The sequence below is a fragment of the Actinomyces sp. oral taxon 180 str. F0310 genome (assembly GCF_000185285.1).
GTDB lineage: Bacteria > Actinomycetota > Actinomycetes > Actinomycetales > Actinomycetaceae > Pauljensenia.
In genome coordinates, this window is record NZ_GL622194.1 from 1,847,490 (window position 1) to 1,863,669 (window position 16,180).

14 protein-coding genes are annotated in these 16,180 nt (G+C 68.1%); 13 read left to right on the forward strand and 1 reads right to left on the reverse strand.

Going from position 1 to position 16,180, the window contains the following annotated elements; translation table 11 throughout:
* Window positions 1–130: 130 nt before the first annotated feature.
* From HMPREF9006_RS07860 to HMPREF9006_RS07915, 12 genes are all read left to right on the forward strand, one after another.
* Window positions 131–3,013 carry a CshA/CshB family fibrillar adhesin-related protein gene (locus tag HMPREF9006_RS07860; RefSeq protein WP_009213065.1) on the forward strand — a complete coding sequence of 961 codons (2,883 nt, stop codon included), beginning with the start codon at window positions 131–133 and terminating at the stop codon, window positions 3,011–3,013.
* Window positions 3,014–3,060: 47 nt separating this feature from the next.
* Window positions 3,061–4,020, forward strand: coding sequence for a class C sortase (locus HMPREF9006_RS07865; protein ID WP_009213066.1), 960 nt, complete (start codon window positions 3,061–3,063; stop codon window positions 4,018–4,020).
* Between the two features lie 237 nt (window positions 4,021–4,257).
* Entirely contained in the window at window positions 4,258–4,770 is a 513-nt protein-coding gene (locus HMPREF9006_RS07870) for a hypothetical protein (protein ID WP_009213067.1), read from the forward strand.
* A complete protein-coding gene (locus HMPREF9006_RS07875) occupies window positions 4,767–5,786 on the forward strand; it encodes a vWA domain-containing protein (protein WP_009213068.1) in 1,020 nt (339 codons plus the stop codon). The genes HMPREF9006_RS07870 and HMPREF9006_RS07875 overlap by 4 nt, the downstream gene beginning before the upstream one ends.
* Window position 5,787: 1 nt before the next feature.
* A complete protein-coding gene (locus HMPREF9006_RS07880; protein WP_009213069.1) occupies window positions 5,788–6,822 on the forward strand; it encodes a VWA domain-containing protein in 1,035 nt (344 codons plus the stop codon).
* The gene (locus HMPREF9006_RS07885; RefSeq protein WP_009213070.1) at window positions 6,812–7,804 is read left to right on the forward strand and encodes a hypothetical protein; all 993 of its coding nucleotides are present in this window, start codon (window positions 6,812–6,814) and stop codon (window positions 7,802–7,804) included. Before HMPREF9006_RS07880 ends, HMPREF9006_RS07885 begins: the two co-directional genes overlap by 11 nt.
* 90 nt (window positions 7,805–7,894) lie before the next feature.
* Complete coding sequence (gene purD, locus HMPREF9006_RS07890) at window positions 7,895–9,229, forward strand: phosphoribosylamine--glycine ligase (RefSeq protein ID WP_009213071.1); 1,335 nt, start codon at window positions 7,895–7,897, stop codon at window positions 9,227–9,229.
* A 22-nt stretch (window positions 9,230–9,251) separates the two neighbouring features.
* Window positions 9,252–10,253 carry a phosphoribosylaminoimidazolesuccinocarboxamide synthase gene (locus HMPREF9006_RS07895; RefSeq protein ID WP_009213072.1) on the forward strand — a complete coding sequence of 334 codons (1,002 nt, stop codon included), beginning with the start codon at window positions 9,252–9,254 and terminating at the stop codon, window positions 10,251–10,253.
* 63 nt (window positions 10,254–10,316) lie between these two features.
* Complete coding sequence (gene purS / locus HMPREF9006_RS07900) at window positions 10,317–10,598, forward strand: phosphoribosylformylglycinamidine synthase subunit PurS (protein ID WP_048728401.1); 282 nt, start codon at window positions 10,317–10,319, stop codon at window positions 10,596–10,598.
* Window positions 10,595–11,302: a phosphoribosylformylglycinamidine synthase subunit PurQ gene (purQ, locus tag HMPREF9006_RS07905; protein WP_009213074.1), complete on the forward strand. Its 708-nt coding sequence runs from the start codon at window positions 10,595–10,597 to the stop codon at window positions 11,300–11,302. Before purS ends, purQ begins: the two co-directional genes overlap by 4 nt.
* A 68-nt stretch (window positions 11,303–11,370) precedes the next feature.
* A complete protein-coding gene (gene purL / locus HMPREF9006_RS07910) occupies window positions 11,371–13,728 on the forward strand; it encodes a phosphoribosylformylglycinamidine synthase subunit PurL (protein ID WP_009213075.1) in 2,358 nt (785 codons plus the stop codon).
* A gap of 181 nt (window positions 13,729–13,909) precedes the next feature.
* The gene (locus HMPREF9006_RS07915) at window positions 13,910–14,686 is read left to right on the forward strand and encodes a CDP-alcohol phosphatidyltransferase family protein (protein ID WP_009213076.1); all 777 of its coding nucleotides are present in this window, start codon (window positions 13,910–13,912) and stop codon (window positions 14,684–14,686) included.
* A gap of 112 nt (window positions 14,687–14,798) precedes the next feature.
* Here the strand turns inward: HMPREF9006_RS07915 and HMPREF9006_RS07920 are convergent, their stop codons facing one another.
* Complete coding sequence (locus HMPREF9006_RS07920) at window positions 14,799–15,707, reverse strand: hypothetical protein (protein WP_009213077.1); 909 nt, start codon at window positions 15,705–15,707, stop codon at window positions 14,799–14,801.
* A 97-nt stretch (window positions 15,708–15,804) separates the two neighbouring features.
* Here HMPREF9006_RS07920 and HMPREF9006_RS07925 point away from each other — a divergent pair, with 97 nt between their 5' ends.
* Window positions 15,805–16,173, forward strand: coding sequence for a sterol carrier family protein (locus HMPREF9006_RS07925; RefSeq protein ID WP_009213078.1), 369 nt, complete (start codon window positions 15,805–15,807; stop codon window positions 16,171–16,173).
* Window positions 16,174–16,180: the final 7 nt, after the last annotated feature.

The following is a 16,180-nucleotide window of genomic DNA, read 5'->3' on the forward strand; positions in this document are numbered from 1 at the left end:
CCGCTGAACTCCGAGCCCGCGCGGGTCGGCGCGGCCGGGAGAACGGCTCTCCCGCCGCGCCGACCCGTGGCACGTCCCAATCAATACTTGTGCGAAAACGATTTACGTCGAACTAATCATTGGAGTTGAAGTGACCCAGCACGCCCGAACACAGCGCCGCGCCACGCGGTTCTCACGCTTCGCGGTCGCGGTCGCGGTCTGCGCGGCCGTCTGTTCCGCGCCGATCCTGCCCAACGCGGCCCAGCCTGCCCAGGCTGCGGCCGAGGGAGTCCCCAGCGGGTCGCTCCCCGCGACCTTCGCCACGGGAGGCTCCGGACGCTTCAAGGACTCCATCCAGTGGCTCCAGTGGGCCGACTACGACAAGGACTTCAAGGGCAAAGACAAGCCCAACGTCCCCGTCCTGGGCGTGGGGGAGGGACCCAAGGACTTCGTCAACCACCGCGACCTCGGTGACGCGGGCTCCCTGGTGACCACCTGCACCCTGTCCAACCTCACCCACGACACCCCCGCGCCCGGCACCCCCAAGCAGCAGACCGAGGGGCCTCTCGTGGCCACCATCCCCGGCGCCTGGGCGGGCGACGCCCTGGACAACCTCTACAACGTCGGAGGCCCCGGCTCGTGGAACGACGGCTCAGAGGTGTGGCACTCCGGGCTCATATACCCCCAGGACTACGTCAACAAGAACCAGATGGTGATCGGCCTGGCCAACGGCTACGCCTACAACGGGGGCAACGCCTGGGACGGCAAGCCCTGGAACCAGACCACGGACCACCGACCCACGGGCTACAACGCCCGCGTGAGCGTGGACTACAGCTGCAAGGCCGAGATCTACGGCAAGGACGGCTCCATCACGAACGTGCCCATCCAGGGCCTGGTCTTTGCCGACGCCGAGGCATCCTCCAGGCGCTTCGGCATCAAGAGCTGGGCCACCAGCGACCGGCAGGACGAGTGGGTCGAGGCCACCGTGAAGAAGACCGCCGGCAACAAGCCCCCGCGCTGGAGGGTCCTGGACACCATCCGCTCGCGCGCCTGCATCAGCAAGAACACCGGGAAGCAGGTCACCACCGACGGCATCCTTTCCAACGGCTCGCGCACCCTGCGCCTCATGCCCTCCGACGAGGAATGCGTCTACCAGTCGGGCGGCAGCTACTCCAAGCCGAACGGCTACGGAGGCCCCGACGCCGTCATGTTCATGGAGGGCGCCACCTCCGCCACCATCACGATGCAGGGCGCGGGCTACTCCGCCGTCGCCCTCGGCCTGGTGGTCGCCACCGACTACGGCGACGCGCCCGAGTCCTACGGCGTCGCCTCCTCCCTCTTCCAGCCGTCGTGGCGCGGGGGCGAGGTGCGCTCAACCACCGACCTGTTCAAGGTCTCCCCGCAGGCCGAGATGTACATGGAGAAGGGCTCCCCGCGCCTCGGCGCGCTCATCGACGCAGAGCACACCCAGCCGTTCAGCGCGGACGCCTTGGGCGACGACAAGGTCGGAGAGCCGAGCGACGAGGACTCCGTCACCCTGCCCGCCGACGGGATCCGCACGCAGCCCGGCGCCACCTACAACCTGGACGTCACCTGCGAGGGCAACGGTAAGGTCGCCGGATGGATCGACTGGAACCGCAACGGCACCTTCGACGACGGCGAGAAGTCCAACGAGGTTCCCTGCTCTACCGCCGGCAAGGCCGCCCTGGCGTGGACGGTCCCCGCCGACGTCGTCCGCTCCGTTGACGGCGAGGATGGAAGCAGCGCCACCTACATGCGACTGCGCATCACCGCCGACAACAACGGAAACGGCCAGAAGCCCACCGGCGGCACAGCAACCGGCGAGGTCGAGGACTACCGCGTCGCCGTGCGCGTGCCGACCCTGCAGCTGGTCAAGAACGTCGACAACAAGTACTCCACCTCCGAGGTTCAGGGCCTCGCCGCCGACCAGTGGACCCTCACCGGCGGTGCGGGCGCCTACACCGCGACGGGCAACGGAACCACGGGTGGCCCCACCGTCGTGCGCACCGGTCGCAACGACCTCTCCGAGGCCACCACCAACCCCGGCGGCGCGGGGTATGAGATGGGCCAGTGGAGCTGCGAGCAGGCTCCCGGAACCGTGGGTGAGAACTACTCCTCGTCCCTCAGCGGTGCCACGACGGACGGGAAGGCGCAGCTCACCGTGCGAGGCACCGACCGCGTCCTGTGCACGATCACCAACACGGCCAAGCCCGGATCGCTGACCTGGAACAAGGTCGACTCCGACGGGGTCACGCCCCTGGCGGGCACCACCTGGACCCTCACCGGGCCCGGCGTGCCCCGCAACACCACGGTCGAGGACTGCACCGCCGGACCCTGCCCCGCCCAGCCCTACAAGGACCAGGACCCGACTCCCGGATCCTTCGCGATCAAGGACCTCAAGTGGGGGACCTACTCCGTGCGCGAGGCCAGTGCCCCCGCCGGCTACCAGCTGAACCCGCAGGCCCAGGCCTTCCCGCAGATCGCCCCCGCGTCCCTGGAGGCGACCCTGAGGGCGGCCATCGTCAACGAACGCAAGACCGGGTCACTCACCTGGAAGAAGGTGGACGCGTCGAACACGGCCACGGCCCTGGAGGGTTCGGAATGGACCATCAGCGGTGGTGCGCTGCCGGGCGCCGTGACCATCACGGACTGCAAGGCCGCGTCGGCCGCCCAGTGCCCCAAGCCGGCGGGCGCGACCTACTACGACTCCGACCCTGCCGCAGGTTCCTTCGCGGTGACGGGCCTGCCGTGGAGCGACACCGCCTACGCTCTGACGGAGAAGAAGGCCCCCGCCGGGTATCGCCTCGATGCGACGCCGCGCCCCTTCACCATCGGCAAGGACGCGCTCGACTTCGCCTTCGCGCCCATCACCAACGACAAGCAGGACGTGCCCGCCATCCCGCTCACCGGTGGATTCGGCGCTGACGCCTACGTGATCGGCGGCATCATCGCCGGTCTGGGCGCCACCGGCGCGGCCGCAGGCATCAGGCGCCGCAAGGCCCGCACGGCATGACGGGCCCCGGGGGACCCGCGAGGCGGGTCCCCCGGCGCACGCGCGCTATGACTGCCGCTCCCGACGCCGCACAGGCAACGCCGAGTGCCTCCCCGACCGCCCCTCGCGACGCGCGCCGGTGGAGGTTCTCCCTGATCTCCCTGATTCCCTCCCTCCTCGCCCTAGCGGGAATGCTCCTCTTCCTCTACCCGTCGATCTCGGCGTGGATCGTTCAATACAACCAATCCCAGATCATCGCCCAGTACGAGGACTCCGTGAGCAGGGCCGATCCCTCCGCCGCGGAGCAGCTCGCCCTCGCCCACCGCTACAACGACGCCCTGAGCTCGGGGGCCGTTCTCCAGGCCAACTCGAACGTGCCCACCGGCGACGGAACAAGCGGGGACGCGAGCCTGGACTACAACGCGATTCTCACCGCCGACGGCTCCGGGCTCATGGGCCGACTCAAGGTCCCTGCCGCCGACATCGACCTGCCCATCTACCACGGGACCGACGATGAGACGCTCCTGCGCGGCCTCGGACACCTGGAGGGAACGTCGCTTCCCGTCGGCGGGCAGGGACAGCGCACCGTCGTCACCGGACACCGTGGGCTGGCCGAGGCGCGCATGTTCACCGACCTCGACAAGGTACAGGTCGGGGACACCTTCACCTTCGAGGTGTTCGGGGAGGTTCTCACCTACCGGGTCTTCGACAAGAAGGTCGTCAATCCCGAGGAGACCGAGGCCCTGCGCTCAGAACCCGGCCGAGACCTCGCCACGCTCGTGACGTGTACCCCCCTGGGCATCAACACGCACCGCATCCTCGTCACCGGGGAGCGCGTCTACCCCACGCCGCAGCACGACATCGATGCTGCGGGTGCCACCCCCGACGTCCCCGGCTTCCCCTGGTGGGCGCTCGGCCTCCTGGGGGGAGTCTCACTGATCGGTCTGTACATCTGGCGATCCGGCTACCCGCCGCGCCCCAAGAAGCGCCCAAACACTGAACAAATGAGAGAAAATGTCGCCGATTAGGCCCCGTGGCGGCGCTCGCTCCGCAGGGCGAAGCAGAACCGGGCATTAGCACTATCGCGCCCGGCGTGGCACAATCAGGTGAACGCGGCGTCGGCGTGACCGCAACATGCACGGTCGAAGCCGACGCCCCGATGGCGACGGGGAAGAGGGGTGCAATGACACGACGAGCGACGGCGGTGCCTCGCACCGATCGCGCCCGAACCGTCCCGCTCCCGCGCCCAGGCGAAAGGCACGGCAATGTCCGGCAACCTCATTGAGAGCCTCCGAGAACCCGTCATATACCCGCACTGGATGTGGGTCCTGGGGGTCGCACTGCTCCTCGCCCTCCTCGGCTGGGTGGCGTACAGCCTGTGGGCCTGGTGGCACTCGCGCGAGGGCAGCGTCGCTCACCTGCAGACCATCTCCCAGGCCAGGCGTGCCCGGTACCACGACTACGTCAACCAGATCGCCCAGCGTCGCGCCTGCGGAGAACTCGACGAGCGCGGAACGCACCTGGCGGTGGCCGGCCTCATGCGTGCCCTCGGCACCGAGCGCTCCGGCCGCGACCTCGAGGTGGCCACCGTCGCGGAGATCCGTGCCCTCATCCCCACCTGGCCCCAGCTGGCCCACGTCCTGGAGGCCTGCGAGACGCCCAGCTTCGTCGGCGAACGCGCCGACGGCGCCACCGGGGGACCCTCCCTGCCCACCGGCGCACAGGGGGCGGGGGGCGCCGACATCCTGATCCTCGCCTCGCAGGCGGTAGACGCATGAGATTCACCTGGCTTATCTTCGTCGTCCTCGGCGTCGTGCTCGCCGCGACCTGCGCCGGCTGGTTCCTCGCCCGCCGCGCCGGACAGCGCGCGGGCGAGAAAGGCTGGGTCGCCAACACCGGCTACGTGCGGGGCCTACCCAAGTACCAGGCCCTCGTGCGGCGTACGCGCTCCTCCCTCGCGATGGCGATCGTCTGCTTCCTCATCGCGGTTATCGCGGCCTCGGTGTCCGCGGGCGCCCCCGTGGACCGCTACGTCAAGCACGAGAAGTCTTCGAGCCGAGACATCGTGATCTGCCTGGACGCCTCGGGCTCCATGCTTCCCTACGACTCAAAGATCGGGGAATCCTTCAAGAAGATCATCTCCCGCTTCGAGGGCGAGCGGATCTCCCTGCAGCTGTGGAACGCATACTCGATGACGATGTTCCCGCTGACGGACGACTACGAGATGGCCGACGACGTCTTGACGGAGATGGCCGACACCATCGACGGAGGGCTCTCCATCTACGGGGGGCGCATTAGCGTGACTCCCACGCTCGAGAAATACCTGCGTCCGCTCCTCCCCGACGACGACGAGGAAAAGGCCTCCCTTGTGGGCGACGGCTTAGCCTCGTGCGTCCTGGGCTTCGATCACACCGACAAGGAGCGTTCCCGCACGATCCTCCTGGCGACCGACAACGAGGTCTACGGGCAGGGCATCTACGACCTCGCCGAGGCCATCGAGTTCGCGAAGAGCCAGAAGGTGACGGTGTCCGCCCTGTACCCCGGCTCGGAGTACGCGATGACGTCGGAGGCCTACGAGCTGCGAGACCAGGTCAGGTCGACCGGTGGCGACTTCTACGACGCCTCCTCACCGTCAGCCGTTGACGAGGTCGTCAAGCAGATCGAGTCCGAACAGAAGCAGGACCTCGAGAAGGCCGGGAAGATGGTGGAGACGGACCGCCCCGGCGCCGCCCTCGGCTGGACCATCGTCGGGGTTCTCTCCCTGTTCGGCATGCTCGCCCTCGGGAGGCTATGACATGGTTTTTCGCCCCGCAGTGAACCTGGTCCTTCTTGTCCTCATCGTCCTCCTCGGCGCCGCCCTCGTCTTTCTCACCGCCAGGAGAGCCACGCGTCGCAGCTTTATCGACATCCTCCGGCGGTCAATGATTCTCGCGGTCGTCGTCGTCATGGGCGCCGGTCCCTCCATTCCCGGCGAAGCCGAGGAGGTGACCTCCAGCCTGGAGGTGTACTTCGTCATCGACCGCACCGGTTCGATGGCGGCCGAGGACTGGGACGGCACCAAGCCGCGCATCGATGGCGTCCGCAATGACGTCGCGATCCTCATGAGCGTCCTGACCGGATCACGTTTCTCCATCGTGTCCTGGGATTCCAACGCGCACACGGACATGCCGCTCACGACCGACGCCTCCGCCGTCCAGGCCTACATGGATAGCTTCGACCGTGAGCTGTCCAGCTCCTCGCAGGGCTCGTCGGTGAACCGGCCCGCGAAGGACTTGGCGGCTCTGCTGGCCAAGAACAAGGAACGTCACCCCCAGAACCTTCGAGCCGTCTTCGTCTTCTCCGATGGCGAGACGTCCAACCAGGACCACTGGTCGAGCGCCCCGGCGGGGGACGAAAGCGACTGGGACCAGGTGAAGCAATACGTGGACGGGGGCCTCATCCTCGGCTACGGGACGCCGGAGGGCGGCCCCATGAAGGTGCTGCGACTGCGCAGCGAAGGCACCCAGAGCGGCGGCGAGCCGGAATACATCCGCGACACCTCCCAGCCCGGCAATCCGGTGGCCATCTCCAAGATCGACGAAGCCGCGCTCAAGGCGGTCGCCTCGCGCATCGGCCTGGACTACGTGCACTCGCCGGACAAGTCGGCCATCGAGTCCCACGCGCGATCCGTTCTCGAGGGAGCTAGCTCCATCTCCGAGACGCGCAACCTCCAATCCACCTACCGATACATCATCTGGCCATTCGCGCTCATCCTCGGGGCACTCCTCGCCTGGGAGGGTGCAACCCTGGCGCGTCGCGCCCAACAGCTGAGGAACTCCCATGCGATCTGAGAACTCCCTGCCCGAAGAGGACCTCGTTCCTTTCGGGGCTCCCCAAGAGAACCCGGTCGATCCCTCGGTCCGCGCGACGGCCACCTCCGCCTCGTCCGGCAAGCCCAAGCGATCCTCCCGGGCGCTTCGCCCCCTGTGGTACTCCCTCCCGGTTCTCGTCATCGTGGTCGCGCTCTCCGCCTACCTGATTGGCATGACCCTGTGGTCGCGTTCGTCCCTGGGGCAGTGGAGGGCGCAGCGCTACGACGCCGCCGAAGCCGGATACAACGGACAGATCGCATGGACCGGCTTCGGCGTGGAACAGTGGGTCGCGCACTACAACCTGGGTACGACCCTGCTGCGCGAGGAACGCATCGAGGACGGCATCGCCGAGCTGCGCACCGCCTTCGACCTCGTCCCCAAGGCCACCGAGGTCCAGCCGGGGCGCCTGGAGGCCTTCTCCTACGAGTGCCAGGTGCGGGTCAACCTCGCCATCGGCATCGAGATTCAGGGGGACGCGCTCGCCGCGGCGGGCTCATTCTCCGACGCCGCCGCGACCTACCAGGAGGCCGAGGACCTCATCTCCCCGTGCCAGAGCGTCTCCAGCTCGGGTCAGTCCGGTGATCAGGGTCAGTCCGGTGGTCAGGGGCAGTCCGGCGACAACCAGCAGTCGGGCAACGACCAGCAGTCGGGGGGAGAGTCCGACAACCCCGCCGATAAGAACAAGTCGCGCGTCGAGGACAAGAAGCAGAAGGCCGAGGAACAGTCCGAAGGTGAGAACGGATCGGACGGCGAGGAAAAGAGCGAGCAAGACCAGGCGGGGCAGGAGGGCGAGGCTAACCCCAGCCCCAGCCCCAGCCCGACCGAGGACCCCTACGAGGGCGAGTCCGCGGAACAGAAGCAGCGTCGTGAAGACTTGCAGCAACAGAACGGGAAGCGGTCCAAAGACCGGCGCGACGCGCAGGACGAGCGGCGCAGCGGCAACCCGAACGGAGCCTGGTAGGCCCGCGCCCGCTCGACTCCGCGCTGTGAGTTGTAGCCATAATCTGATCCGACGGCCCGAAGAGGCCACAAACACCGATAGGCTGGAGTAGTGAAGGTTCTTCTCGTTGGTAACGGGGGACGCGAACACGCGATTGCCCGCGCACTCGTACGAACGTCCACCCCCGAGCATCCCGTCGCACTCGTCGTCCAGGCGGGTAACCCCGCGCTTGAACAGCTGGGACGGTCCCTGACGATGGATCCGCTGGATCCCGGGGACGTCGTGCGGCGCGCGACCTCTGAGAACGTCGATCTCGTGGTCGTCGGACCCGAGGCGCCCCTGGTGGCGGGGGTCGCGGATGCAGTCCTCGACTACGGGATTCCGGTGTTTGGCCCCACCAAGGGAGCCGCCCGGCTCGAGGCATCGAAGTCTTTCGCGAAGAAGATCATGGCCGACGCGGGCGTGGCCACGGCCCGTTCTTTCACGTGCACCACGATGGAGGAGGTCTCGGCGGCCTTCGACGAGCTGGGCGCGCCTCACGTCGTCAAGGACGACGCGCTCGCCGCCGGCAAGGGCGTGGTCGTCACCTCCGACCGCGAGGAGGCCTCGGCCCACGCGCGCGCCTGCCTCGCGCGGGACGGGGGAGCGGTCGTTGTCGAGGACTACCTGGACGGACCCGAAGTCTCTCTCTTCTGCGTCGCCGACGGGGAGACGGTCGTGCCGCTGCAGCCCGCCCAGGACTTTAAGCGAGTGGGTGACGGCAACGAGGGCCCCAACACGGGGGGCATGGGCGCCTACAGTCCCCTGCCCTGGCTGCCCGAGGAGGCCACCCGGCGCATCGTCGACGAGGTGGCGCAGCCCGTCATCACCGAGATGGCCCGCCGCGGCACACCCTTCCGAGGGCTTCTCTACTGCGGCCTCGCGATGACCAGCAGGGGCATCCGGGTCGTTGAATTCAACGTCCGTTTCGGCGACCCCGAGACGCAGGCGGTCCTCGAACGTCTCGAGTCTCCGCTCGCCCCCCTCCTCCACGCGGCCGCAACGGGCACCCTGTCGAAGATCCCGGCCCCGGTCTGGAGCGACGACGCTGCCGTCACCGTCGTCATGGCCTCGGGCGGCTACCCCGGCCAGGCCGACACGGGACACGAGATCACCGGCATCGAGGCGGCCGAGGCCCTCGATGGCGTCCACGTCATCCACGCGGGAACCTCCGAGGAGATCACGGATGACCCCGCCGACGTGGCCGCCGGGTGCTGCGGATTCGAGCCCACGTACGCGCTGGTCAACAAGGGCGGGCGCGTCCTTGACGTCGTGGCCCGGGCGGCCACCATCGAGGAAGCCCGTGCCCTGGCCTATCGGGGCGTGGACCTCATCCACTTCGACGGAGAACACCACCGCGGCGACATCGCCACGTGGCCCGACCACCTGACCGTCACCCTCGAGTGACACAACGACACTGAGGAGCATCATGCCCGCCTCCCCGCACGGTTGGATTCCCCTGGCTTCGGGCAAGGTTCGCGACATCTACGTCCCCGACGAAGCCGTCGTCGGAGAACCCCCGCAGGCGCCACCGGCGGCGGGAAGGCCCCGTCACGCCAAGCCCGGTCCGGAAGCACTCCTCATGGTGACGTCCGATCGCATCAGCGCCTACGACTACGTGCTGCCCACGCTCATCCCCGGCAAGGGGGCGGTTCTCAACCAGCTGGCGATCTGGTGGATGGGCAAGCTCCGCCCGCTCGTCGAGAATCACCTGCTCGATGTGGGGGCGAAGGCCCCCGCCGAGGCGGCGCAGGCGCTCGCGGGAGCCCCCGCCACACGCTTCACGGTCCCCGCCGAGTTCGACGGGCGCGCCGTTGTGTGCCGCAGCCTGCACATGATCCCCATCGAGTGCGTGGTGCGCGGATACCTGACGGGCTCGGGCCTGGAAGAGTACCGACGAAGCGGCACGGTCTGCGGCTTGACGCTCCCGGAGGGGCTCACGGAAGCCTCCCGCCTCGACGAGCCCATCTTCACGCCGGCCGCCAAGGCCGACATGGGGAGCCACGACGAGAACATCTCCTTCGAGCGCGCAGCCGACCTCGTGGGCGAGGAGATAGCCGTCGCCATCCGCGACCTGTCGATCGCCCTGTACAAGGCGGCGCGCGACATTGCGGCCGAGCGCGGCATCATCATCGCCGACACGAAGTTCGAGTTCGGCATTGACGTCTCCACCGGCGCGCTCGTGCTAGCCGACGAGATCCTCACCCCGGACTCCTCCCGCTTCTGGCCGGCCCATAGATGGGTGGAGGGAGAGGTGACCCCCAGCTACGACAAGCAGTACGTGCGGGACTGGCTCACCTCGACCGAATCCGGATGGGACCGTGCGTCCGGGGACAATCCTCCCGCTCTGCCCGACTCCGTGGTTGCCGCGACGACCCAACGCTACGTGGAGGTCTACCGCCTGCTGACGGGCGCCGACCCCATCCTGTAACAGACCTGCCCGCCGGGCAAGGTGCGCGGCGGGATCCTCACCAACAACACAAGGAGGAACGCCGTGGGGCGAATCATCGTGGAAGTGATGCCGAAGCCTGAGATCCTGGACCCGCAGGGTAAGGCCGTCGGCTCGGCGCTGCCGAGGCTCGGAATCACGAGCTTTGAGGCCGTGCGCCAGGGCAAGTGCTTCCACCTGAGCGTGGAGGGACCCGTCACCGACGAGCTCCTCGACCAGGCCCGCAAGGCCGCCGAAGAGGTCCTGTCCAACCCGATCATTGAGGACGTCGTGCGCGTCGAGGCCATGGACGAGGCGGACCCCCGTTACGCGGGAGGGGCCCAGTGAGCCGCATCGGAGTCGTCACCTTCCCGGGAACGCTTGACGATCGCGACGCCGCCCGCGCCGCCACGATCGCCGGCGCCCGAGCCGTGGCGCTGTGGCATAAGGACGCCGACCTGCGCGGCGTTGACGCGGTCATCATCCCCGGCGGCTTTTCCTACGGGGACTACCTGCGCTGCGGCGCGATCGCCGCGACCGCCCCCGTCATGGCCGAGATCGTTCGCGAGGCCGGACGAGGCCTTCCCGTCCTCGGCATCTGCAACGGCTTCCAGATCCTGTGCGAATCTCACCTGCTGCCCGGCGCCCTCATTCGCAACGACCATCAGAAGTTCCTGTGTCGCGACCAGGTGCTGCGCGTGGAGAACCCCGATACGGCGTGGACCCGGGAGTTCAGCGCCGGCCAGACGATCACCGTTCCCCTCAAGAACGGGGAAGGCAACTTCCAGGCGTCCCCGGACGAGCTGAAGCGGCTCGAGGGCGAAGGCCGCGTCGTCTTCCGCTACGTCGAGGGCAACCCCAACGGCAGCGCGGGAGACATCGCCGGGGTCACCAACGCCTCGGGCAACGTCGTGGGTCTGATGCCCCACCCCGAACACGCAACCGAACAGGGCTTCGGCCCGCTTGCCACCGGCCCGGACGGAGCCCGCCACCACGGCGGCACCGACGGCCTGGGCATCTTCCGTTCCGTCCTCGCATCCCTCGTCGGCTGACGAGGAGGGTCCGCGCCCTCCGGAAGGAGGGGGCCGCCGCCTCGTCCACGACACGAATGGAAACACGAATGAGCACAGAAAACACCCGTGAGCTGCCCGACACCGTCGAGAACGCGGCCGCCACCCCCGGCCAGGAGATGCCCTGGAAGGAGCTCGGCCTCAAAGAAGACGAGTACGCCCGCATCTGCGACATCCTGGGACGTCGTCCCACGAACGCGGAGCTGGCCATGTACTCCGTCATGTGGTCCGAGCACTGCTCCTACAAGTCCTCCAAGAAGCACCTCGCCGAGCAATTCGGCGCGCGCACCACCCCCTCCATGAAGAAACACCTCCTGGTCGGGATGGGGCAAAACGCCGGCGTCGTCGACATCGGCGGCGGCTGGGCGGTCACCTTCAAGGTCGAGTCCCACAACCACCCCTCCTTCGTCGAGCCCTACCAGGGGGCGGCCACCGGAGTCGGCGGCATCGTCCGCGACATCATCTCCATGGGCGCCCGGCCCATCGCCGTCATGGACCAGCTGCGCTTCGGCGCGGTCGACCACCCCGACACGGCGCGCGTCGTCCACGGCGTCGTCTCCGGAGTCGGCGGCTACGGAAACTGCCTGGGCCTGCCCAACATCGGCGGCGAAACAGAGTTCGACCCCTCCTACCAGGGAAATCCTCTCGTCAACGCGCTGTGCATCGGCAAGCTGCGCCACGACGACATCCACCTGGCTAACGCGACCGGCGAGGGCAACCTCGTGGTGCTCTTCGGCGCCCGCACGGGCGGCGACGGCATCGGCGGGGCATCCATCCTGGCCTCCGAGACCTTCGAGGACGGGATGCCCGCCAAGCGCCCCTCCGTCCAGGTGGGCGACCCCTTCATGGAGAAAGTCCTCATCGAATGCTGCCTCGACCTGTTCGAGGCCGGCGTCGTCCAGGGAATCCAGGACCTGGGGGCAGCGGGCATCTCCTGCGCCACCTCCGAGCTGGCTTCCAACGGAGACTCCGGCATGCACGTTGACCTGGAGAACGTGCTCCTTCGCGACCCCACGCTCACCGCGGGAGAAATCCTCATGAGCGAGTCGCAGGAGCGCATGATGGCCATCGTGACCCCGCAGGACCGGGAGCGCTTCTTCGAGATCATCGACCGGTGGGACGTCGAGGCCGCGGTCATCGGCCACCTGACGGGCGATGGGCGCCTGACGATCGACCACCACGGTCACCGCATCGTCGACGTCGATCCGAAGACCGTCGCACACGAGGGGCCCGTCTACGATCGTCCCTACGCGCGCCCCGCGTGGCAGGACGACCTGCAGGCCGCCACCTCCGAGAACCTGCCCCGTCCGGCCAGCCGCGACGAGCTGATCGCCGACGTGCGCGCCGTCCTCGCCGACGTCAACCAGGCGTCCAAAGCGTGGGTGACCGACCAATACGATCGGTACGTGCAGGGCAATACCGCCCTCGCGCAGCCCGACGATGCCGGAGTCATCCGCGTGGATGAGGAAAGCGGTCTGGGTGTTGCCCTCGCGACGGACGCAAACGGCTGGTACACGAAGCTGGACCCGGCGGCGGGTGCCCGCCAGGCGCTCGCGGAATCCTACCGTAACGTCGCCGTTGTGGGAGCTGAGCCGGTGGCCATCACCGATTGCCTGAACTTCGGCAACCCCGAGGACACGGATGCCATGTGGCAGCTGGTGACCGCCATGACCGCGCTGGCCGACGGGTGCATTGAGTTGGAGATCCCGGTGACTGGCGGTAACGTCTCGCTCTACAACTCTTCGGGGACCGAGAAGGGGCAGCCGAACTCGTCGATCAACCCGACTCCCGTCATCGGGATGCTCGGCATCCTCTCCGACGTGACCCGGGCCAACCCCTCGGGCTTCACCGAGGAGGGGCTCGCTGTCATCCTCCTGGGCGCGACCCGCGAGGAGTTTGACGGGTCTGCGTGGGCGCGCATAGCCCGCTCCCACCTGGGTGGTCTGCCGCCCGAGGTCGACCTGAAGGCCGAGGTGGCCCTCGGAAACGTCGTGCGTGCCCTGAGCGCCGCCGATGGCCCGGATGGGCGCCCTCTCGTTCGAGCGGCTCACGACCTCTCCAACGGCGGACTCGTGCAGTCCCTCGCGGATTCCGCGCTGCGTTTCGGCATCGGCGGCGTCTTCGACGTGGCCGCCGCCGCCCGCCGCGACGGCGTCGGAGACCACGAGATGCTGCTCTCGGAGTCACAGGCCCGTGCCTTCGTCGTCGTGCCCGAGGCCGCGGTGAAGGCCGTCTACGCCGCCGCCGAGGCCGAGGGCGTTGAGGCGACACGCATCGGCACGACGGGAGGGGACATGCTGGCCATCAGCGGCATTGACCTGCTGGCCGCCGAAGGCGAAGGCGGTGGCTGGGTGATTTCTCTCAATGAGCTACGCGAGCTGAGCGAGTCGGGTCGCCGCCACTTCTGAGGCGCCCGGTGGAAGCACTGCCGGTGAGGGGCGCGGGCACTGACCCGGGCCCCTCACCGTATCCGCCCGCACGCCAGGTGGGTCGGCACCCGCGGGCCATTGCGTCTCACGCCCTACGTCCGTCGTCCCAATCTTTGGCATACTTGGGTGCGGAAAACAACCGTCACGACAGGAGCCGTTCGTGCCTGAACAACCCGTCACCGCCACCCCCGAGCAGGAGGCCGCCCCGGCCTCGCCCGGCGCCCCCAGCAAACCTAGCCTCGGTCGCGTCATCGCGGCCTGGGCGGTCCATGCGTTTACGATCTCGGGCCTCGCGTGGGCGACCCTCGCCCTCTTCGCCATGCTCACCAACGACATCCCGATGATGTGGTTGTGGTTCGTCATTGCCCTGATCGTGGACGGCGTGGACGGTACCCTTGCCCGCAAGGTCGGTGTCCGGCAGGTGGTCCCGTGGTTCGATGGCGGCGTCGTGGACAATCTCGTCGACTACCTGACGTGGACCTTCCTGCCCGCCCTCTTCATGGCGATGTACCTGCCCTTTGGGCCCAGGCCCATCCCGGTCATCATGATGGTGATCATCATCGTCTCTTCCGTGTTCTGCTACGCCAACGACGGCGAGAAGTCCAACGACAACTACTTCGTTGGATTCCCGGCAGCGTGGAACTGCGTGGCGATCGTCATGTACGTCCTGCAGACCCCCGCCTGGGTCAATATTGCCGCGACGATCATTCTCGCGATCCTGACGCTCGTTCCCATCCACTACACGCATCCCGCGCGCGTCAAGCGCTTCCGGATCCCGAACATCATCGGCGCCGCCGCATGGATTGTTGCGTGCGCCTACCTGGTCATCGTCTACCCGGTGCAGCCCATCTGGGTGCTCATCCTGTTCTGGGTTGGCGGAGGCTGGTTCATGCTCGCCGGTTTCATTCGCACGGCGACCGGCGAGGACAAGCTCTAGCCTCGCCCCTCCCGCCACCCGACTCGTCCCCCGGTCCCCCAGGTTCCGGGGGACGATTCCTACTTCCCCCGGAGCGGGCGCCGCGGGCGGGCAGCGGCCGACGTCGCCCCGACTAGGGGTGGGCAGCCAGCCCCTCCTTGACGGCACGGTCACGCATGTAGCGCAAGACTTCGAGGATGATGCCGCCGAAGAAGATACACGCGATAGCGAACCAGATCCCCAAAGGCGCGTGTCGCCCATAGATCAGGAAGTAGACGTAGGGGGCAAGGAAAGTCACGGCGGCGGTCACGGCGCCAATGATGCGATGCCAGAGCTTCTGTCCGGCGACCATCTCGATGAGGCCCCACGTGTAGGGGATCGCGGTGACCATGTCGATGAGCCACAGGATGCGCCAGTCACCCCCGAAGTGGGGCACGAACATGACGGGCACGGCACGCGCCATGGAGTAGACGAGGACGACGACGTAGGCGATGAACTTCGGATTGCGGCACAGCTTGAGGACGAGCGAGCGCTCGATGATGGAGGCACCCACCGAGCGCGAGGCGCGGGTGGCGCGCGAGGAAGTCGTGAGGGTGTCAAGCCCAGCCATGGCGACGCGCATGAATTCGCGCTGCTCGGCGTTGCCCCTCGACCAGGTCTCAAGCAGCTCGAGGGGGGACATCGCGACGGGGGTATGCCCGCCCGAGGGGAGCCCGGCCTCGTGAATGAGGTCCCCGCCGAGCGCCTCGCGCAGGCGGTCGAGCTTGGCGGTGGGGACGACCGTGATCCATAGGCGCACCCGGCGTTGGATTGCGTCGTGAAGCGCGTGGGAGAGCGCGTGGCCGACCGGCGAGTGGGGTGAGAAACCCTCGTCGGCGATGTCGCAGAGGACCCCGGGGTCCTCGATGACGCGGGTCGTCAGGTCCCCGGCGCGGTCGACGCCCGAGACGGCGATGATGGTTGCCGCATCCCACTGGTAGGAGCGTGCGCTCGCGAGGTCGAGGATCGAGCGCAGCGTGATGAGGGATGCTGTGTCGGTCACGGGGGTCCTCTCGTTGGGAGTGAGTCGTCTCAATTGTGCCCGAGAGTGCCATCCAATGGCACGCGGTGGTCCGAGTGTAGGGACGTAGAATCGACGCATGACAAAGCGACGGATTGATCCCGCCGAGGGAATGGCCGCCCTGCGGGCGTGGCGCGAGCGCGAGGAGCGCGGCGTGGATGCGGACCGAACGGTGGTTGTGACGGCGGTGCGTTTTACCCTCGAGGAGATTGGGGCGCTCCACCCCGGTCGCTCGGTGGAGGTTCGGGTGCCTCCCGCGGGGGCGGTGCAGATCCTGCCCGGCGCAACGCATCGGCGGGGGACGCCGCCTGCGGTGGTGGAAACCGACGCGCGTACGTGGCTGTCACTGGCGACGGGATTGCTCACCTGGGAGGAGGCCGTGTCCTCCGGGCGCGTCGCGGCGTCAGGGCAGCGGACCGACTTGGCGCCCTACCTGCCCCTCGTGTGACGCCGAC